The following is a 19238-nucleotide window of genomic DNA, read 5'->3' on the forward strand; positions in this document are numbered from 1 at the left end:
TCCGTGCGGCGACTTGGGAGGTTTCGCTTGTCAGCGCGAAGCGACAGCAGGTGGGCCGCTTGCCGAAGGGTCGTTGTCCTTTGAGTTGGCCCAAAACCAGGTCAGTCTGCAATCGGCCCCTTACTAGCTGCTCAAGTTTTGGCAGCGGGGAGTGTGGAGGTTCTCTCGGTGTGTATGGTAGGAGGGTGTGCCATCGGCTGGAGCCAATGGGTCAAAGGCGCTTCTCGAACTGGAACATGCCGTCGTCGCCAGGCAGGTCGGGCTCGTGTGGGCGGTGCGGATCGGGGTGGCCGGCGTGATGATATTCCACGATGTGGAAGCCGCAGACATTCACGTAGAAATGGATGTTGCGCTTTTCGAAGTAGGGCGTGTGGGTGATCCAGACTTTCGTATCCGGGTATGCCGCCTCGATGGCGGCCCAAGCCTTGCGGCCGATGCCGCGGCCAAGTTGGTCTGTGCGCACGTAGAAGAAGTCGAGCGAGTTGCGTTGCGTCTCGGTGTCGATCGACACCACTGCGCCGCCCACCCATCGGCCCTCCTCAAGGATCCGGTGGACGACGGCATTCGGTGCCGCAACGGAGGCAGCCACGTCGTCGTCGGACGGGATCGGCCCATCCTCGACCGACCCGAAGGCTTCCACGACGGCGACCGCGAAAGCGTCCTGAAGATCCTTTCGGAAGCGCGGCAGATCTGCCTCGGTTGCTATGTCCAGCGTCACGTGACCCGGTGCGGGCGCGGTTGTCATGGCAGTTCTCCATAATAAATGTCGAGAAATGGCTGAGAAAGTGGTCCTTTCGCGGCCTTCATGTTGTGCCGGTCTCGGCAACTCCGTTTTCTGTCTTTCGTTCAGCCAGCCGCATGACGAGCGTGAAGAACACCGGCACGAAAAGCACGGCAAGGACGGTTGCCGAAATCATGCCACCGAAGAGGCCGGTGCCCAGCGCGTTCTGCGTCTCCGAGCTCGGGCCCTTGGCGACGACCAGAGGCACGATGCCGAGCGTGAAGGCGAGCGAGGTCATTACGATCGGGCGCAGGCGCAGACGCGATGCCTCGACGGCGGCGTTGCGCAGGCTTCTACCTTCCGCGCGGAGCTTGCGTGCGAACTCGACAATCAGCACCGCGTTCTTGGCCGAAAGGCCGATCAGCGTGATAAGGCCGACTTTGAAGAACACGTCGTTCTCAAGGCCACGCAGATGGACCGCAAGGACCGCTCCGATGATACCCAATGGCACGACGAGCATGACGGACAGCGGGATGGCCCAGCTCTCGTAAAGCGCAGCCAGCACCAGGAACACCACCAGGAAGGAGAAGGCGACCAAGATCGGCGCCTGCGTGCCGGCCTGGCGCTCCTGGAACGACTGCCCCGTCCATTCCACGCCGTAGCCACCCCGCAGTTGCGAAGCCAGGCGCTCGATCTCGGTCATCGCGGCACCGCTCGACACGCCCGTTGCGGCATCGCCAGAGATGCTCAGCGAGGGATAGCCGTTGTAGCGGTTGAGCTGGAGAGGGCTGACCGACCATTCCGGCGTGACCACTTCAGCTAGCGGAACCATGCCGCCCTTGTCGTTACGCACGTGAAGACGGAGTACGTCCTCCACCTGCATCCGGTCCTTGGCCTCGGCCTGTATGATGACCTGCTGAAGCCGGCCCGCACGCGGGAAGTCGTTGACGTAGGTCGAGCCCATCGCGGCAGCGAGCGTGTCGCTGATCGTCGAGAAGCTGACGCCCAGCGCGCCTGCCTTGGCACGGTCGATATTGAGGTGAACGCCAGGGCCACTCGGAAGTCCGTCGACGCGGACGTTCAGCAGGAGCTTGCTGTCGGCCGCCAGCTTGACGAGCTCGTCGGCGGCTTTCTGCAGTGCACCGGCTCCGTTGCCGCCGCGATCGACAAGGCGCATCGCAAAGCCGGACGTGGTCCCGAGTTCCTCGATGGCGGGCGGTTTCATGACGAGGACTTCCCCTTCCGTCGCGTCCTGCATCGCAACGGTCGCAGCCTGAACTTCCGCGTCGGTGCTGCCCGTCCGTTCGCCCCAGTCGCGCAGTGTGGAAAACGCCAAGGCGGCGTTCGCGCCAGATCCGGAAAAGCTGAATCCCATGATGGACAAATTGTTCTCGATGTCAGGACGTGTCGCTACATGGCGGTCAAAACCTTGGACGATTGCCTTCGTGCGCTCAGCCGTCGCGTCGGCCGGAAGCGTGAAGGAGGTCATGAACGTTCCCTGGTCTTCGTCCGGCACGAAGGCGGTCGGCAGCGATGAGTAGCCGAAGGCCAGAGCGCCGACGATCGCGCCGTAGACCAGCATGACCCGAGCGCCACGCTTCACCAGCGCACCGACCCAAGCCGTGTAGCGAGCCGTCAGCCGGTCGAAGCCGCGGTTGAACCACGCGAAGAACCCTTTGCGCTCGTGGTGCGGCGCTATCGGCTTAAGGATTGTTGCGCACAACGCAGGTGTCAGGCTGAGCGCGAGGAAGGCGGAAAATAGGATCGAGACAGCGAGCGAGACCGTGAACTGGCGGTAGATCGCACCGACCGAGCCTGTCGCCAGGCCCATCGGCAGGAACACCGCTGTGAGAACAAGCGTGATGCCGATGACGGCGCCCGTGATCTCGCGCATGGCACGCCGCGTGGCTTCCCGGGGGGAGAGCCCCTCGGTCGCCATCAACCGCTCGACGTTCTCGACGACGACGATGGCATCGTCGACAATGATGCCGATGGCCAGCACCATGCCGAACATCGTCAGCGCATTTATCGAATAGCCGATCCCCCACATGACGGCGAAGGTGCCGAGCAGGGCGATCGGGGCGACGATTGCCGGGATCAGCGTGTAGCGGATGTTCTGGAGAAAGAGCAGCATTATGAGGAACACCAGCACCATCGCTTCGACCAACGTCTGAATGACCTTGGCGATCGAGACCTTCACGAAGGGCGCGGAGTCGTAGGAGACCGCGTGGGTGACGCCGGACGGCATCGACGATGCCAGCTCGGCCAGTCGCGCGCGCACACCTTCGGACGTGCTGACGGCATTGGCGCCGGGCGCGAGCTGGATAGCCGCCGCCGTCGCCCGCTTGCCGCCGTCGAGGATCGAGAAACCGGAGGACTGGGCTCCGATCTCGATGCGGGCGACGTCGCCGAGCGTCAGCTTCGATCCGTCGGGATTTGAGCGCAGCACCACCGCTGCGAACTGCTCCGGCGTCTCGAGCTGGCCGCTGACGCTGAGCGGCACACTGATCGTCTGGCCGGGGACAGCCGGCTCCTCTCCGAGTCTTCCCGGAGCCACCTGGATGTTCTGCGCCTGGATGGCCTGGATGATCTCGGCCATCGACAATGAGTAGGATGCGAGCAGAGCGGGATCCACCCAGACGCGCATCGCTGCCTCCGAGCCGAACGACTGCACGCGGCCGACGCCCGGCACGCGCTTCAGCTCCGGCGCAAGGCTGCGAGCGAGATAGTCGTCGAGAGCCAGAGGATCGACCGCGCCGTCGGCCGACCGCAGAGAGACGATCATGAGGAAGCCCGAAGATGCGGCTTCAACTGACAATCCGGCTCGCCGGACCTGCTCAGGCAGGCGGGGCTCGACCGACTTCAAACGGTTCTGCACGTCCACCTGAGCAAGCTCCGGGTCGCTCCCCGGCTTGAAGGTGACCGTAATGCTGGCGTTGCCAGAAGCGTCTGCCGAGGATTCGAAGTAGAGGACGTTCTTGACCGCCGACAGCTCGCGCTCGATCGGGGCAGTCACGCTGTCGGTGACGGTCTGCGCGCTCGCGCCGACATAGCTCGCAGTGATGCTGACGCTGGGCGGCGCGATCACGGGAAAGCGCGAGACAGGCATCTGCGGGATCGCGGCGATGCCGGCGATCGTGATGAAGATGGCGATGACCCAGGCGAAGACGGGGCGGTCGATGAAGAATTGGGGCATGGCGGAGTCTCTATTGTGCGTCCGCCCGGACGGCAGGCTGGTACGCCTGCGTCTGGAGCTTTGTTCCGCCCGTCGCGCGATCTTGGCCCTGAACCACGACCTCGTCGCCGGCGCTGATGCCTGACAGGATCAAATACTGCCGGTCGACCAGCGGACCCAGTTCGACATTGCGGCGCGATGCCGTCTTGTCAGCCCCGACGACCGTCAGCTGGGGCCGGCCGGAGCTGTCCCGCACGATGGCTTCCTGCGGCACCGTCAAGGCATGGGGATGGATTGAGCGGGGGATCCTTGCGCGAAGGTACATGCCGGGCAGCAGTTGGTCATAAGGGTTCGGCACCTCGACACGGATCGTGATGCTACCTGTTCCCGGATCGACTGCGCTGTCGGAGAAACGGATGGTGCCCATATACTCATAGGGCTTGCCGGAGATGGTCAGGATATCGACAGGCAGCTTGCCCGCCTCGTCCCCCTGTCCGTTCGCAAGAGCCTCTTCCAGTATCTCGCGCTGCATCGACGGCTGTCGGACATCCAGGAAGAGGCGATCCAACTGCTGGACGACGGCCATGGGGGTGGTAGCGCCCACCGTGGCGAGTCCGCCTTCGGTGATGAGCGCCTGCCCGACCCGGCCGGCGATCGGGCTGGTCACGGTGGCATGGGCCAGCTCGAGCTTGCGCCGCGTCAAGTTTGCCCGCGCCTCTGCCACACTCGCGCGCGATTGCGCCAGCGCTGCCTTCGCATCTCCCAGAGCGGCGGCGGTCGCGGTCCGGCTTTCGGCCAGGGCCTTGATACGATCATGCTTGAGGGAGGCATTGAGCTCGTCTGCCTCGGCGCGCGCCAGTACCGCCGACGCGGCCTCGACATCAGCGGCAAATGGCGCGGGATCGATCTCGAACAGAGACTGGTCGGCAGAGACCTCAGAGCCCTCCTTGAAGAGCACCTTGCGGACGATCCCGCTGACCTGCGGACGTATTTCGGCGGTGCGAAGCGCAGAGACGCGGCCGGGCAGCTCATCATAGACGACAACGCGGCGCGGCTGCACCGTCAGGGTCGCGACGCGCGCTGCGACCGCTTCAACCTGTTCCTGCGCGCCTGCTGCCTGGGGCGTTGCCTCCTGCGCATTGTCGGAACAGGCGACAAGAGCCAGCAAGGCAGTGCCGAGAGCTGCGCGGGTGAAGTGGCAGCGGGTACGCATCATCGGGACATCCTTCAAGACCATCGATCGCGCGGAGGCGACGACGTTCATATCGCTCCCCACCGTTGGCGCAGTGTGGAGGTTTCGTGGAGACTTGATGGACGAAAGGCCAAAGCTCTCGACGGCCGTTGCTGCGGATGGCATTCCTTGGGCAGGAGAACGCTATGGCCGCCCTTGTCCTGATTGCCGAAGACGACGACGAGATCGCCTCCATCCTGGATGCCTATCTCCAGCGGGAAGGGTTCAGGACCGTGCTCGCTCGCGACGGCCGCACCGCGCTCGATCTGCACCTCGCTTTGAAGCCCGACCTCGTCCTGCTGGACGTGACCATGCCGCGCCTCGACGGCTGGGAAGTCCTCGCGGAACTGCGCCGGCGCGGCACCACCCCAGCCATTATGATCACAGCGCTCGACAAGGACATCGACCGTCTTCAGGGTCTGCGGATAGGTGCCGACGACTACGTCGTCAAGCCGTTCAACCCCATCGAGGTGGTGGCGCGCGCCAAGGCTGTGCTCCGGCGCTCGGGGATGGCGACGGCAGGCGGCGTTCTGCGTGTGGGCGATCTCTCCATCGATCTGGATGGCTATCAGGCGAGCTTCGGGACCGGCAGCGAGGCGAAGCCGCTAGCCCTGACCCTCACCGAGTTTCGTATCCTGGCCCACATGGCGCGCAACCCCGGCAAGGTGTTTACACGCAATGAGCTTGTCGATGCTTGCCTCCCCGGATCGGACGCCCTGGATCGGACCGTAGATAGCCATCTCAGCAAGCTGCGGAAGAAGCTCGAACAGGCAGGAGCACATGGGCTGCTACCCGGCGTTCGCGGCATTGGCTACAGATTGTCGGCGTGAAAGATGGAAACGCGCGCGGGATTGAGCCGTCAGATCCTCATCGCCATGTCGACGATCACCGTTCTGGCTGGTGTGCTGGTGTTCTTCGGATCCTACCTCGTCTACTCGGCCATCGTCGCCGTCTACCCAATGCCGGAGACGGATGAATGGCTGACATCTCTCGACCTGGTGATCTTCGCCGCGTTGGTTCTCGTCACGCTTCCGATAGCCGCCTTCGTGGCGCTACGTCTTGCCCGCCGGATACTCGATCCGCTGGAATCACTGGCCCGGAGCGCTCGTCAAATCGCCGCCGGCGACCTGTCGGCCCGAGCTGAGGCAAGCGAAAAGGCGCTGGGCGAAACCGCGTCCCTTGTGGGCGACTTCAACACGATGGCGCAACGGCTGCAGGATATGGCCGCCGACATGGCGCTGTGGAACGCCACGATCGCACATGAACTGCGCACGCCGCTCACCATCCTCAAAGGTCGCCTGCAGGGGATCATTGACGGCGTGTTCGAACCGGACGAGCGCACGCTTCGCCGGCTCATACTGCAGGTCGACGGCTTGGCGCGGCTGGTCGAAGACCTGCGAACGGTGACACTTGCCGATAGTGGGCATCTGGATCTCCATATCGTGCCGACCCATATCGATCGGGAGCTCGAGGAGCTCGCCGAGCTCATGGCGCCCGAGCTCGCTGCCGACGGCTTCCATCTGACCCTCGAACTCGACGACATCGTCGCCGACGCGGATGCGACCCGTGTGCGCCAGGCGGTTCTCGCCCTGATCTCGAACGCGCGGCGCCATGCCAATCGGGGGTCGATAACCATCAGCCTGAAGACAGTTGATGGAATGGCGGTTCTCGCCATCTCCGACCAGGGACCAGGCATCGACCGCGACCTCGCTGGGCGGGCATTCGAGCCGTTCGTACGCGGCGATCCCGACCGTGCGAAGGAAACTGGAGGAAACGGGCTCGGTCTCTCCGTCGTGCGCGCGATCATGGAAGCCCATGGTGGAAGCCTTCGGTACAGGACCGCGCCAGGCGGCGGCGCACTTTTCGAAATGGGTTTCAGAACCTCAGCAGTGCCCCACGCGCAGTAGCGCCGGAGGTTCGTCAAACCTGGTAGCAACTCCCGGCGTCAACGCAGCCGAAAATTCTCGTCCAAGCGTGTGAGGCCGCCATATTCGTGCTGATTGTTGACAAGGTTGGAGAAAAGGACCGCAAAGACAGCGACGACCGTACATACTATGAAGAAATTTCGGGCAATCATTTCGTGCCTCCTTTCCGGAAGCTACCTACCGCCTTGAGATCGATGGAAGGTGGAGGGCCTGTGCAGAGTTAGTGGAGCGCTGGACGCGCAGGCATTGCAGCGGGGGACCAAGGCACATCGAAACGGTGACCTGCTTTTTTTGCTCGGCGTGAAAGGTTGAAGCGCGGATCGCCGGCTTCCCGGTTTCTGGGCCAGAACCGGACCGACAGCAGACGTCCCCAGGTCAGACATGCTGACGGATCAGCTGAGATCTGAGGCAATCTCGTAAATCCTGGGCACCAATCGCCCGTGGATGATCTGGACCCTTGCCAAGGTGATGGGCAGCCTGAACCTGCGCGGGCCTGCACTGCCCGGGTTGAGATAAATGGCGTCATCGCGGCTCTCGATACTGGCACGATGAGAATGACCGGAAATCACGAGATCGATGCCCATCATGGCTGGAGCAAACGTCATGGCCTTTCGGTCGTGGATGACGAATATCTTCTGCCCGAACAGCGTCACTTGAAGGGTATCCGCAAACAGAGACGCCCACGGCTCGACATCGACATTGCCGCGAATTGCCGAGACTGGCGCAACACGTTCCAATCTCTCGATGATGGTGGGGTTTCCAATGTCGCCCGCATGGACGATGTGGTCGACGCCTTGAAGAAGCGCAACGGCGTCCTCGCGCAGAAGGCCGTGCGTATCCGAGATCACACCGAGCGTGTTCATGGATCCCGGAACTATCAGTCCTCGCTAACACTGGCGAGATGCCGACTTCGGCGTCGCTGGTCTGCGCCACCCGGAACGAGGACGACGTCAAGAGCACCCATCAGACCCTCGGCCGCCCGCTTCCTTCCAGATATGGAATGGGGCTACGGCGACAACTGACAGCAGCTTCCTGGTGACAGCAGCTTCCTGGCTGGACGCCAACATCGGAAACTGCGATTGGGTTGCGACTTAACAGCCCCTCTCGAATTGCTGGCCCGCGCCTCGCGGCATCCCTATCTAGCCGGTAACCTGAACAAGCCCCGAATTGTCATGCGCAGCCCCCGGTTCCAACACACTTATGCCGCCGACCTCCCCGAGCGGCTTTACGCCAGTCCGGATCCATCCCAGGTTTCGACACCGCGTCTGCTCGAACTGAATGAAACACTGGCGACGGAGCTGGGCCTCGACATCGGCTGGTTGCGTGGTCCCCAAGGTATCGACATGCTGGCCGGAAACCGCTTCCCCGCTGACGCGCGTCCCATCGCCCAGGCCTATGCGGGTCACCAGTTCGGCAACTTCGTGCCGCAGCTTGGCGACGGTCGGGCGGTCCTCGTCGGAGAGTTGCCCGATACAACAGGCCAGTTGCGCGACGTTCAATTGAAGGGCTCCGGTCCGACCCGGTTTTCCCGCAATGGCGATGGGCGCGCAGCGCTCGGACCGATGATGCGCGAATACATCGTCAGCGAGGCGATGCACGCCCTCGGCATCCCGACCACGCGAACCCTGTCGCTGGTTGCCACTGGCGAGCACGTCTTTCGCGAGACCAGGCTTCCCGGAGCGCTGATAGCGCGCGTTGCCGCCAGCCACATCCGCGTCGGCACGTTCCAGTACCTTGCCGTACGGGAAGACAGCGACGGCCTGAGGGCGTTGGCAGACTACGCCATAACGCGGCACTATCGGCATCTCGCCGAAGCCCCCCGTCGCTACCTCGGGTTCCTCAATGCCGTGGTAGCAAGGCAGGCGAAGCTGGTGGCGCAGTGGATGCTGGTCGGCTTCATCCATGGCGTCCTCAATACCGACAACGTCGCAATTTCCGGCGAGACGATCGATTATGGTCCATGTGCGTTCATGGACGCCTATCATCCGGCGACCGTGTTCAGTTCCATCGACCATCAAGGCCGCTACGCCTTTGCCAACCAGCCCCGCATCACCGTCTGGAACCTGGCGCGACTGGCCGAAGCGCTGCTGCCCATTCTGGGAAGCGAAGCAGGCGGAGACGATGAAGGCTTCGAGCAGGCGAAAGCGGCGATCGGATCGTTCCAGGCACGCTACGAGGCTGCGTTTCATGAAGGCATGCGCCACAAGATCGGGCTGTTAACCGAACAGCCTGAGGACCTTGGTCTTGCTGCCGAACTGCTTGCGCTGATGGCGCGCAACGGGGCGGATTTCACCCTCACATTTCGCGATCTCGCCGATGAGGTCGACGGCTCCGGCCGCGTGCGCAACCACTTCATCGACCCTGCTGCCTTCGATAGCTGGGCTTTGCGCTGGCGTGAACGGCTGGCTCGCGAGCCGGAGACTGCAGCCGACCGCACGGCGCGCATGCGCGGGGTGAACCCGAAATACATAGCACGCAATCACCGCGTCGAAGCCGCCATCGCCGCCGCCACCAATGAAGGCGACTTTGGCCCTTTCCAGAGCTTGCTCACCGTGCTGGCGCGCCCGTTCGACGAGCAGCCCGGGATGGAGGACTATGCGCGGCCACCAAAAGACGAAGAACGCGTCCTGCAGACATTCTGCGGTACGTAACAGCTACAGGTGCCGAATGGTGGGTTGCTGTCTGACCCATGCATGGGTCGGCGAGAATGGGGTGGGGGAGGAATGGCAGCTGTCCCCCCCAATCTGTCGGGCAACAGCCGGTCGATCGGGCTGCGGCCGGAAATCTTGCAGAGCTTCTGAGCCCCGCGAAACAAAGGCACGGGTGCATGGCTGAGCGCTTCGACATCTGCCGATCCCAGCCTGGCGCCGATCTGCCCAGGCGTTTCAGCTCGTGGGCAGCTGCTGCGGCTGGCCTGCCCCGCCGCGGCGAAAGGCGCTTGGCGGGGTGGCGTTGAAGCGGCCCCAGGCGCGGCGCAACTGCCGGCTCGAGCTGTAGCCGACGCGCTCCGCCACCCGCTCGATGTCGAGCCGCGTCTCGCTCAGAAGCTGCTGGGCGAGAGCCACGCGCAGCCGGTTGAGATAATCCGGAATGCTCATGCCGGCCTGGTCGTTGAACAGGCGGCTGAGGTGGCGGGGGCTTGATATGGCGATGTCGGCCAGGGTCGAAAGCGACCAGTCCCGCGCCGGATCGGCAGACATGGCGTCCTGCACCCGGTGGATGGCGGTGTGGATGTGGTTTCGGCCTTCGAGCCAGGGCGACAGCTGCGGATCGCTGCCGAGGCGCCTGATATAGACGACCAGCGACTTGGCCACCGCCGCGGAGACGGCAGGATTGGTCAGCCGGCCGATGATGTGCAGCATCAGGTCGATGCCGGCGGTGATGCCGGCGCTGGTGTAACGTTCGCCATCCTCGACATAGAGCTTGTTCTCCTGCACCCGCGCCAAAGGTGCCAGGCGGGCAAGACGGTCGCAATCGCTGAAATGGGTGGTGCATCTGACCCCGTCGAGCAGCCCGGCCCTGCCGGCCAGAAGCGCGCCCGAGCAGATCGACACCAAAAGCATGCCGGGCCTTATGCTGCGCCTCAGCCAGCGGACCAGCTCGTCCGAATCCTGACCGGCCGCCTCGACCGGCTGGCCCGTATCCATCGGCTCGTCAGTGTCGCCCGACACCACGATCATGGCGTCCGGCTCGATGGTCTCGGGCAGCGGCGAGATGCCTGAAATGCGCAAGCCTATCGAGCTCGTCACCTCGGGCAAGGCGCCGACATAGGCGACGTCGAACCTGACGTCCTTTTGCAGCAGATTGGCATAACGCAGTGCCTCCATCGGCCCGGCGACATCGAGCAGAAGCGTCCGCGCCGGCATCACCACATAGGTCGGAATCCGGCGCGGCTCGATCATGCTGCGGCTGCCCTGCCCTCGTCGGCCAGGGATTCGTAGGCCAGCGCCTCGGATATGGTGCAGACGCGGGCGAAACGTCCATCGAGCACGGCCGCCGTGCGGGCCTTGATCTCTTGCGCCGTCCAGGTCTTTCCGCTCGCGTCGGTCAGCGGCATGGTGTGGGTCGCCTCGGTGACATAGTCGACCTGCCAGCCGAGATCCGAGCCATGGCGGGTGGTGGTCTCGCAGCACTGTTCGCTGCGGATGCCCGAGACGACGAGGCGGCGGATGCCGTTCTCGATCAGGAACACTTCAAGCGGCGAGCCGACGAAGGCGGAATGCCGGAACTTGTGGAATTCGAGGTCAGGCCTGTCGAGCCTGAGTTCGGCCAGCGGCCTGACGAAACCGGAAGCGAGCGAAAAAATGCCTTCAGGCTCGGCATGGAACACCCGCACGATCTTCCAGCCCTTCTTCACCGCGCCGTCGATCAGCGCCTGCTGGTTCCTGAGATAGGTCGGGCTGTCGACCTCGTGCCAGCTGGCGCGCTGCCGGAAACTTTCCTGGGCATCGATGACAAGCAGGGCGGTATCGGTCATTTCTGGACACTCCGTGGACCATGATGTGCTTGATCCTAGCCCTCGTGTCCAGCCGCGCCAGCCATGCAGCGGACAAGGATCGGACAAAAAAGGACAACCGCCTGCCGCCGGGTCCGGCCGCTGGGGCCGCTGCCCGGCAGCGGTGATGCGCCGGCGCCGCCGCGGCGGCGGGCGCAGAGGGCGGCAGCCGGTGGCGTCCAAGACCTGCCCGCAGGCAGGGCCGTGCCGCTCTCACCCCGCCCCGACGCCGGGATTGCGGCGCAAGATGCCGCACCGCCGCGCCATTCGCCGACGCCGCCGATCGGCTCGAACAGCCGGCAGAGCTTGGCACGGACCTCTGTTCAATCCACCTCTGAAAAGCGCCGAGCTACCCTTTTGCGAGCGCTGTCTCACATGCAATCGCAACCTCGGAGAGCGGTTTGTCGGACCCAAGTGGAGTGGCCCAGCCGGCGCGTTCAATGACCCCACGGCGGTTGAAGCCTCGGCTGGTCTCCAGCTCCGACAAGATTTGAGTGGAAAGCGGGTCGGATCTTGAGCGTTCCAGGCAATACGGCGTCAGCACAGACGCCACAGCCATTTGCGATGAGGCCTCGGCCATCAAGAGGGCCGTGCTTTGGGTAACCCATCCGCCAACGGTGAAGCCGATGGTTGCTGTAGCCAGAGCGCCGATGGCGGCGCCGTAAAGCACCGCTATCGAGAGCATAGGTGATCTCATGGTTTTTCCGATCAACGGAAATGCAGGCATGGCGCCCGCAATGGGTCAGTCATACTTTAACACAAAACAAGCCAGAAACCCATCACGATAGTATATTGCGTCTAGGTTTCGCCATATCTCCTGCTATGGCGAGCGCGCCTTCCAATGTCTCGGAGTAGCGCGCAGTGTTCTCGAGGCCGCCAAAACTGTTTAACCGGATTGTCGTCCCTCTCTTGCTCATGACTATACCAAGCGGTCGAAGGTACTCTTGAAGCTCACGATATTTCACGTCGATCTCCCTCATTGAGGATGTGCACATGCTGTTCGTTGGAATCTCGGTTCCGATATCGCGGACCATTGCCTGGGAGCGTCGACTGAAACTTGCCGGCCATGGAAATATTGAGCAAGTCGCTGGCGTCTCGAGAGCGGACGTAGCGAGCGGTCCGAGCCATGCCCGATCCGCGTCATCGTCCACTTCCTTCTGGCCAGATTCAACGGACAGAGCGCTCAACGTCGCTGGTCGTCGGGCACGATGGGCACAATAGCCTAAGGCTTGTTGAGATTCATCGAGAGTTGATGACGGCGGCAACGAGATAGATCATAGCGGCGAAGCTCTGGTCGGTTTTGTCTGCGCGCATGGCGATGCGCTTGAATTCCTTGAGCTTGCAGAAGAAGTTTTCGATGAGGTGGCGCCACTTGTAGAGTTCCTTGTCGAGCGGCAGCGGCTTTGTGCGCCTTGGGTGCTGGGAGACGACGATCTTGGCGCCGCGCTCATTGAGATCGGTGATTATGTGATTGCTGTCGAAGGCCTTGTCGGCGATCAGCCCGCCAAAGTTGATGCCCTCGATCAGCGGCGCCACGCCGACCGTATCGAAGCGATGGCCGGGCATGAGTTCGAAGCGGACCAGATTGCCAAGCGCGTCTGTAAGGGCGAGGATCTTGGTCGTCATGCCCCCCTTGGATCGACCTATGGCCTGCCGCGTAGTCCCCCTTTTGCACCCTGGCCGTGACGATGGACCTTCACAATGGTGGCATCGACCATCGCATATTCCATATCCGGTTCGTCCGAGCAGACCTCGAAGAGCCTGATGAAAACATCAGCTTTCAACCAATCCCGATAGCGTTTGAAGGCCGTGTTCCAGTTTCCGAAAAAGGCCGGAAGATCGCGCCAGGGGCTACCCGTTCGCGCGATCCACAGCACCGCTTCGATGAAGCGGCGGTTGTCGCTCCCACTGCGCCCAGGGTCCGTCGGCTTGCCCAAACAATGAGGTTCCATCTTTGCCCATTGGGCGTCCGTCAAAACAAAGCGATCCATCCAAAGTGTGAATCACAATCCGCTCAATATGGGAATCCTGAATCTCAACAAGCCTTAGACCAGCTGATGTCGCGTGTGCGTTTCTCTTGCCCTGCGCCTGATGCCGCTCGTGTCGTTTTCGCTCCGTCGCTGGGTTTCGGTTCTTGGTCCTCTCACGGCGGCGCCCTCATCGTCCGATTTTTCGATATCCATCACCTTTGCGGCATCATCAGAATTGACGCTGGGCCCAGCCTTCGATGCTTCACTTGCGGTGGCGTATGCGAGCCTCATGCCTGATGTATCGAGAGGGAACATTCGCCTGGCCGCTCCAAAGACCTCGAGCATAGCGAACGGACGAGCTGCCTTCTTGCATGTGTTCAGCAGAGTGCGGCTCGCGGCTCGCGCGTCTTGTGGGAAGCTGTTGATGACGAAACTCCAGACCAGATTTTGAGTTGCTCATATTGGCTGCATCGACTTTTCGGGTTGCGACCCAATCGGCAGCCAACGGCGTGAACGCCTGGGACAGGATCGTGCGCAGGCACGATCGGTCCCCGGGGCATTGGCTGTCTCACCGGAAATCGACGGCAGTCAGCGTGTAGTAGGTGCGGCGACCATGGGAATAGGCTTCGCGCGCGACATCGTAGATTGACTTGCGCGCTACGTCGAACGCGGTCAGGCATTCTGACTCGGACAGCTGTGTCCCGCTTGCACAGGCCCCTGCTCTCGCCAATGCGCCGGCTTCGACGAAGAAGCGCACTTCGAACATGCCGTCGTGACCGATGAAGCGGACGGCATTTTTTGCTTGGTCGAAGCTGCGGCTCGGATTGAGAAATGCAAGCGTCACGTGTTGCCTCCTGTTGCGCTCAGCCCAAACGCTTCCGGCCCGCTCCGTCCCCTGTGGCGGCCTGTATTGCGAAGATTGAGAAAAATCATCCCGCTCGTCGCACGAGACCGGGTCAGCCCCGTCATCGCCTGGCCGTCGATATTGACCGGGATGCCCGTGAAGACATGATAGACGGTCCAGGAGCGATCCGCTTCGATGCGGCGGCCAACTTGATGTTCGATGGAGTAAGGCGCCCCGCCTTCATTGTCCCAGATGTCGATCGCGGCGGCATCGCGTCTGGGTTGGCTTTCGGTGCTGCGGTCCGTCATGGTCGTGACCTTCCTTCAGAGAGTGCGTCGGCATCTACGTCCCCGGAATAGAGAACCCTGCCATCCGCGTCGGTAATCGTGATGCCGTCCGGCCGCTGCGGCAGGTCGAGGGTTTGCGACAGGCGCAGTGCAAGCTCTATCGCCCCCTCGACGTCGGCGACTTCATCTGTCTCGCGGCCCACGACCGCATGGGCGTCGTCCTTGCCGCGGGTGCGATAGAATTCGATCACGATCTTCATCTGCCGCCCGCGGTCACCTTTCTGGCGAGCTTTATCTGGCTGCCGAACGTGACTTCACGCATCGGAGGTGTTTTCACCTGGGCCTGCTTGGGCTTTCGAATCTCGCGACTGCTGCGCTTTTGTCCCTTAGCCATGGCCGAATGCCCTTTCGATGAGACTTGCGTCGTCCTGCCCCAGTGGCGCGCCGAGCAGTTCGATATTGTCTTCGGACGTCACGCGCTCATGAAGTTCTCGTTCGTTGCGGATGCGGTACTGAGGCGAGTCTTCTCTCGCGGGCAACGTGCCCGTAATGCGGTATGCCTGCGTGCCGAAGCTTCGCTTCAACCGTACGGTCTGCCCTATCGAAAAACGATGGATCGTCGGGTCGCGCCGGGCAGGATGCTTGCCTCGCATGAGGAAGGTCGCAGTCATGATTGCCGGTCCCTTTCCAGTGCGGCTTCGAGGTCTGCCGGATTGATCGGCATCATCTGTTGTTTAGGCCCCGGCGTGTCGATCGCCGGCAGATGGAAGAATGTCTTGGTTCGCAGCCAGGCCACTCGGGAGACGCTTTCGATCAGTTCTTCGTCTCGATCGACACGGTAGGCTCCCGCCGGTTGCTGTCCGGCGATGCCCGCGAATGAAAATGCGGATGCGAAGTGGACGACGGTTTCTATGGTTCGGCTGGTCACGGCTGCGTTCTCCGCAGGATTGCGCGGGATACGTCCCGCAACGCTCTGACGCCACATTCACGGTCAACGTCAGAGATCACTCCAAGCTCCGAACCAGGCAAGATAAGCCCCGGATCGGTGCCCTGCATTCGCTTTCGAGAATTCGGCGGTGATGGCGGGTCGAAGGTCTTTGACACCGCGAAAGGCCAAGTCGGCAAAATCTACGAGTTTTATATATACGCCATTCCAGAGATTTTTTCAAGGAAAAATCTGAAATCTCCCGAAATAATATAAATACTCACCCACCTTAATTTAATCATCAATTTCATATTATGATCTTATAATTTGGAAAACAGTCTCAAGAAATCAAAAACAATCATATTTATTCTTGCAATACATAAGATTATTCAGTTTAGAGATTCTATTATTCGAGTTCCTCAGGCGCTATATATGTGGCGTGGTTGCCCTATGCGCCGACCGCAGAAAGAGTGTCCATGACATTCCATCGCGACCGTTCAAGGCGACAGCGGCAAAAGCTGTGCTGGAAAGGAGCAGGCAAGCGCTCACAACATTCCGGAAAAGGGTGTTTGTTCGCACCTCGTTTCCTCTGGCGTTTGGGTGCCGGAGAAATATTGAAGGTCTGAAAAACCTCTAAACTCCGCTTGAGCTGGATTCATGTGCCATGGGAAGGACGATCGCCCGCTTTCCGATGATGCCCAGTCCGCGGTGGCCACGACCCCGCCCGGCGCTCTAATGCTTCATCATCATCGGCAGCGTGCTATGCGACAACAGGTAGTGGGTGACGCGACCGAGCAGCAGCTCCAGGAAATATCCATGCTTGAAGGCGCCGATCAGCAGGCAGGTGGCCTTCGCGGTTTTCGCGAAATCGAGGATCGTTTCGCCGACGGAGCAGTTGCCTGAGCTGGTCGTGACAACGTCGCCGTCCAGCTCGAGCTGCTTGAGCAGTTCCCGCGCCGTGAACTGATTACGTCCGTCGGTTTTGTCGTTGATGCATAGAACGGTGATGTGATCGGCTGCCGCCAGCCAGCGTCTCGCTGCGACGACGGCGCGCTGGGCATGATCGTGCTGCTTCCAGCCAACCACGATGTGACCCATCAGATCACCGGCATATTGGCCGGGCGGCGGCGCCAGGACGAGCTTGTGTTCGTTGAACAGAAGGTCGTGAAACGCATCGCGGGCATCTATGTTGCCATGGCAGGGGGCGACGGCGAGTGCCGTCTCATGGCATTCGCTCGTCACGCAGCGATTAAGGTCGCCGCGGCAATCATCAAGACGAAGACGGTCTCGACCCGGCTTGCCTCGCTTCCAGTCTTCGAATGCGGAAGTGACCCGCTCCAACCGCTGCGCCGGCGAGCCTTCGTCGAGGTCACGCAGCATCTGCAGGTCGATCTCCTCGGCGGCCGCGATCATCCTTTCAGGATCGGCGCCGACATGGGCGGCGGCCATGGTGCCGCCGACGGCACACGCTGCGTCTTCGGCGATATCCAGGCAAAGCCGCGTGGTTGCCGGATCGGCTAACAAGGCGAGAACGTCGGCATGGACGGTCAGCTCGTGGACAGGGTCTTTGAGAATGACGCCAGCCTCCGCCGCCGGCGGTTTTTGTGGGTTGTCGTTCGAGGGCGCTTCCATGCCGGACCTCCTTCCGCAATGCTCCCGCATCGCTTCTGGTCCATCGGGTGTAAGTTTACTCCGGCGTCTCCCCGCTCGCAACGCCGCTGGCATGCCGGTTGGCGGCTGCGTTGGTCGGCTTCCGCTCGCTTCAAGCCGGTTGCGCGCACAGGCAACGGGACGGAATTTTTCGGTTCGGCCGTCGAGGATCGCCGCCCCGCAGAACCACTATTCGCTCAGCCGGAAATTGCGGATCCTGTCGAACAGCACGGCAAGCACGATGGCGCTGCCGATGAATGTGCCTTGCCAGAAGGCGTTGATGCCGAGCAGGCCAAGGCTGTTGCGGATCACCTCGATCAGCGCCGCACCGATGATCGCGCCGAAGGCAGTGCCGACCCCGCCGGCCAGGTTGGCGCCGCCGATGACGGCGGCCGCAATCACCTGAAGTTCCATGCCTGCGCCGATATTGGTGGTGACGGCACCGAGCCAGCCGGTCTGGATGATGCCGGCGATGCCGGCCGACAGCGCCGAGATCATGTAGACGGCGACCTTGATCTTGCGCACCGGAACGCCGGTCAGCGTCGCTGCGTGCTCATTGCCGCCGATGGCAAAGACGTAGCGGCCAAATCGCGTCCAGCGCAGCACAAAACCGGTGAGCAGCGCCAGAACGATCATGTACAGCACCGGATTGGCGATGCCGAAGAACCAGGCGCCGCCGCCCAGCGCCAGCAGCTTGTCGTGGTCGGGGCCAAACTGGAAGACGACGGTGTTGTTGGATGCGACCATGGCCAGGCTGCGTGCGATCGACAGCATGCCGAGCGTGACCACGAATGGCGGAAAGTCGAGATAGGCGATCAAGATGCCGTTGAACGCCCCGATCACCAGCGCGGTGCCGATGGCCGCCGCAATGCCGACCTCGATGCCGTATCCGGCATGCATGACCACCGCCAGCACCATGCTGCACAGGCACAGCACCGAACCGACCGACAGATCGATGCCGCCGGTGATGATGACCAGCGTCATGCCGAGCGCGATGATCGCGACGAAGGTGACGTTGCGGGTGATGTTGTAGAGGTTTTTCGTCGTCGCGAATGAATCGGTGGCGAAGGACAGGAAGATGCAGGCCAGAATGACGGCAATGAGGACCCAGAAGGTCTGGCTGCCGAGAACCTGCGCCATCCAGCTCTGCTGTTTCTGTGAAATGGTCTGGTCAAGGGTAACAGCCATCATCGACCTTCGTTTCGTCACTGCGCGACCGGCAGGGTTGATCATACCTGTTCGATGGCACCGGTAATAAGCCCCGTCACTTCCTCCGGCGAACTCAAGGCAATCGGCTTGTCGGCAACCTTGTGGCCACGCCGCATGACGATGACACGGTCCGCCACCGTAAAGACATCAGGCATGCGGTGGCTGATCAGCACGACGGCAATGCCGCGATCGCGCAGCTGGCGGATCAGGTTGAGGACTTCCGCCACCTGACGGACCGAGATCGCCGCCGTCGGCTCGTCCATCAACACGATCTTGGCCTCGGAAAGCATGGTGCGGGCAATGGCCACCGCCTGCCGCTGCCCACCCGACATCTGCCGGACGAGGTCGCGCGGCCGCGTCTCGGACTTCAGGTCCCTGAAGATCTCGCCGGCCCGCTTGTACATCGCCTTGTAGTCGAGGACGCGCAGCGGTCCAAAGCCCCGGCGCAGCTCGCGGCCAAGGAAGACGTTCGCCGCCGCCGTCAGATTGTTGCACAGCGCGAGGTCCTGGTGGACGATCTCGATACCATGCTGCCGCGCTTCCACCGGGCGATGCATGACCAGCTCGGCCCCCTCCAGCCGCATCGTGCCATGGCTCGGCCGAAAGTTGCCGGCGATCATCTTGACCAGGGTCGACTTGCCGGCGCCGTTGTCGCCCATCAGGCCGACGACCTGTCCCGCCTCGAGCGAGAACGACACGTCGCTGACCGCCTGGATGGCGCCGAAATGCTTGGAAATGTTGGCGAGTTCGAGAACTGCCACCAGCCTCTAGCCTCCCGAAACATGCAAGCCTCGCAGCCGTCCCGC

At 62.3% G+C, this 19238-nt stretch carries 18 protein-coding genes; 3 read left to right on the forward strand and 15 right to left on the reverse strand.

Annotated features, from left to right (window positions below; translation table 11 throughout):
- Positions 1-211: 211 nt before the first annotated feature.
- Genes N7E70_RS21330 through N7E70_RS21340 form a run of 3 tightly spaced genes read right to left on the reverse strand, consistent with a single transcriptional unit; the run spans position 212 to position 5160 of the window.
- Positions 212-745: a GNAT family N-acetyltransferase gene (locus N7E70_RS21330; RefSeq protein ID WP_263007541.1), complete on the reverse strand. Its 534-nt coding sequence runs from the start codon at positions 743-745 to the stop codon at positions 212-214.
- A gap of 58 nt (positions 746-803) precedes the next feature.
- The gene (locus N7E70_RS21335; protein WP_263007542.1) at positions 804-3917 is read right to left on the reverse strand and encodes a multidrug efflux RND transporter permease subunit; all 3114 of its coding nucleotides are present in this window, start codon (positions 3915-3917) and stop codon (positions 804-806) included.
- Between the two features lie 10 nt (positions 3918-3927).
- Positions 3928-5160 carry an efflux RND transporter periplasmic adaptor subunit gene (locus tag N7E70_RS21340; protein ID WP_263007543.1) on the reverse strand — a complete coding sequence of 411 codons (1233 nt, stop codon included), beginning with the start codon at positions 5158-5160 and terminating at the stop codon, positions 3928-3930.
- Between the two features lie 113 nt (positions 5161-5273).
- Here N7E70_RS21340 and N7E70_RS21345 point away from each other — a divergent pair, with 113 nt between their 5' ends.
- Positions 5274-5957, forward strand: coding sequence for a response regulator (locus N7E70_RS21345; RefSeq protein ID WP_263007544.1), 684 nt, complete (start codon positions 5274-5276; stop codon positions 5955-5957).
- 3 nt (positions 5958-5960) lie between these two features.
- The gene (locus tag N7E70_RS21350) at positions 5961-7034 is read left to right on the forward strand and encodes an ATP-binding protein (RefSeq protein ID WP_263007545.1); all 1074 of its coding nucleotides are present in this window, start codon (positions 5961-5963) and stop codon (positions 7032-7034) included.
- A gap of 410 nt (positions 7035-7444) precedes the next feature.
- Here the strand turns inward: N7E70_RS21350 and N7E70_RS21355 are convergent, their stop codons facing one another.
- Positions 7445-7915, reverse strand: a complete 471-nt coding sequence (locus tag N7E70_RS21355; protein WP_263007546.1) for a metallophosphoesterase family protein — start codon at positions 7913-7915, stop codon at positions 7445-7447.
- A gap of 309 nt (positions 7916-8224) precedes the next feature.
- Here N7E70_RS21355 and N7E70_RS21360 point away from each other — a divergent pair, with 309 nt between their 5' ends.
- The gene (locus tag N7E70_RS21360; RefSeq protein WP_442866472.1) at positions 8225-9703 is read left to right on the forward strand and encodes a protein adenylyltransferase SelO; all 1479 of its coding nucleotides are present in this window, start codon (positions 8225-8227) and stop codon (positions 9701-9703) included.
- Positions 9704-9937: 234 nt separating this feature from the next.
- Here N7E70_RS21360 and N7E70_RS21365 read toward each other — a convergent pair whose 3' ends face one another.
- The 11 genes from N7E70_RS21365 to N7E70_RS21415 form a co-directional block, all read right to left on the reverse strand.
- Positions 9938-10954, reverse strand: a complete 1017-nt coding sequence (locus N7E70_RS21365; RefSeq protein ID WP_154387328.1) for a GlxA family transcriptional regulator — start codon at positions 10952-10954, stop codon at positions 9938-9940.
- Positions 10951-11529 carry a cysteine hydrolase family protein gene (locus N7E70_RS21370; RefSeq protein ID WP_263007547.1) on the reverse strand — a complete coding sequence of 193 codons (579 nt, stop codon included), beginning with the start codon at positions 11527-11529 and terminating at the stop codon, positions 10951-10953. The genes N7E70_RS21365 and N7E70_RS21370 overlap by 4 nt, the downstream gene beginning before the upstream one ends.
- 1257 nt (positions 11530-12786) lie before the next feature.
- Positions 12787-13538, reverse strand: a protein-coding gene (locus N7E70_RS21375; RefSeq protein WP_263006839.1) for an IS5 family transposase whose coding sequence is annotated in 2 segments (ribosomal slippage) — positions 12787-13202 and positions 13202-13538 — 753 coding nt in all. Because the reading frame shifts where the segments join, the coding sequence is not laid out codon by codon here.
- Positions 13539-14085: 547 nt separating this feature from the next.
- A complete protein-coding gene (locus N7E70_RS21380) occupies positions 14086-14361 on the reverse strand; it encodes a DUF1488 domain-containing protein (RefSeq protein WP_067963609.1) in 276 nt (91 codons plus the stop codon).
- On the reverse strand, positions 14358-14669 hold the full coding sequence (locus tag N7E70_RS21385; RefSeq protein ID WP_154387330.1) for a hypothetical protein: 312 nt from the start codon (positions 14667-14669) through the stop codon (positions 14358-14360). The genes N7E70_RS21380 and N7E70_RS21385 overlap by 4 nt, the downstream gene beginning before the upstream one ends.
- On the reverse strand, positions 14666-14908 hold the full coding sequence (locus N7E70_RS21390; protein WP_067963614.1) for a hypothetical protein: 243 nt from the start codon (positions 14906-14908) through the stop codon (positions 14666-14668). Before N7E70_RS21390 ends, N7E70_RS21385 begins: the two co-directional genes overlap by 4 nt.
- Before the next feature lie 126 nt (positions 14909-15034).
- Complete coding sequence (locus N7E70_RS21395) at positions 15035-15319, reverse strand: hypothetical protein (RefSeq protein ID WP_067963617.1); 285 nt, start codon at positions 15317-15319, stop codon at positions 15035-15037.
- Positions 15316-15576, reverse strand: a complete 261-nt coding sequence (locus N7E70_RS21400) for a hypothetical protein (RefSeq protein ID WP_263007550.1) — start codon at positions 15574-15576, stop codon at positions 15316-15318. Before N7E70_RS21400 ends, N7E70_RS21395 begins: the two co-directional genes overlap by 4 nt.
- Positions 15577-16305: 729 nt before the next feature.
- Positions 16306-17205 (reverse strand): universal stress protein, encoded by a 900-nt coding sequence (locus tag N7E70_RS21405; protein WP_067963624.1) that lies wholly within the window; start codon positions 17203-17205, stop codon positions 16306-16308.
- A gap of 207 nt (positions 17206-17412) precedes the next feature.
- Complete coding sequence (locus tag N7E70_RS21410) at positions 17413-18411, reverse strand: ABC transporter permease (protein WP_154387360.1); 999 nt, start codon at positions 18409-18411, stop codon at positions 17413-17415.
- Between the two features lie 41 nt (positions 18412-18452).
- Positions 18453-19196: an ATP-binding cassette domain-containing protein gene (locus N7E70_RS21415; protein WP_154387332.1), complete on the reverse strand. Its 744-nt coding sequence runs from the start codon at positions 19194-19196 to the stop codon at positions 18453-18455.
- Between the last annotated feature and the right edge of the window lie 42 nt (positions 19197-19238).

The sequence above is a fragment of the Aminobacter sp. NyZ550 genome (assembly GCF_025628925.2).
Lineage (GTDB): Bacteria > Pseudomonadota > Alphaproteobacteria > Rhizobiales > Rhizobiaceae > Aminobacter > Aminobacter ciceronei.

Coding starts and splice junctions, on each gene's coding strand:
- N7E70_RS21345 (WP_263007544.1), top strand. CDS start 5,274: ATGGCCGCCCTTGTCCTGATTGCCGAAGACGACGACGAGATCGCCTCC.
- N7E70_RS21350 (WP_263007545.1), top strand. CDS start 5,961: ATGGAAACGCGCGCGGGATTGAGCCGTCAGATCCTCATCGCCATGTCG.
- N7E70_RS21340 (WP_263007543.1), bottom strand. CDS start 5,160: ATGAACGTCGTCGCCTCCGCGCGATCGATGGTCTTGAAGGATGTCCCG.
- N7E70_RS21410 (WP_154387360.1), bottom strand. CDS start 18,411: ATGGCTGTTACCCTTGACCAGACCATTTCACAGAAACAGCAGAGCTGG.
- N7E70_RS21360 (WP_442866472.1), top strand. CDS start 8,225: ATGCGCAGCCCCCGGTTCCAACACACTTATGCCGCCGACCTCCCCGAG.
- N7E70_RS21385 (WP_154387330.1), bottom strand. CDS start 14,669: ATGACGGACCGCAGCACCGAAAGCCAACCCAGACGCGATGCCGCCGCG.
- N7E70_RS21365 (WP_154387328.1), bottom strand. CDS start 10,954: ATGATCGAGCCGCGCCGGATTCCGACCTATGTGGTGATGCCGGCGCGG.
- N7E70_RS21405 (WP_067963624.1), bottom strand. CDS start 17,205: ATGGAAGCGCCCTCGAACGACAACCCACAAAAACCGCCGGCGGCGGAG.
- N7E70_RS21335 (WP_263007542.1), bottom strand. CDS start 3,917: ATGCCCCAATTCTTCATCGACCGCCCCGTCTTCGCCTGGGTCATCGCC.
- N7E70_RS21395 (WP_067963617.1), bottom strand. CDS start 15,319: ATGACTGCGACCTTCCTCATGCGAGGCAAGCATCCTGCCCGGCGCGAC.
- N7E70_RS21370 (WP_263007547.1), bottom strand. CDS start 11,529: ATGACCGATACCGCCCTGCTTGTCATCGATGCCCAGGAAAGTTTCCGG.
- N7E70_RS21355 (WP_263007546.1), bottom strand. CDS start 7,915: ATGAACACGCTCGGTGTGATCTCGGATACGCACGGCCTTCTGCGCGAG.
- N7E70_RS21330 (WP_263007541.1), bottom strand. CDS start 745: ATGACAACCGCGCCCGCACCGGGTCACGTGACGCTGGACATAGCAACC.
- N7E70_RS21390 (WP_067963614.1), bottom strand. CDS start 14,908: ATGAAGATCGTGATCGAATTCTATCGCACCCGCGGCAAGGACGACGCC.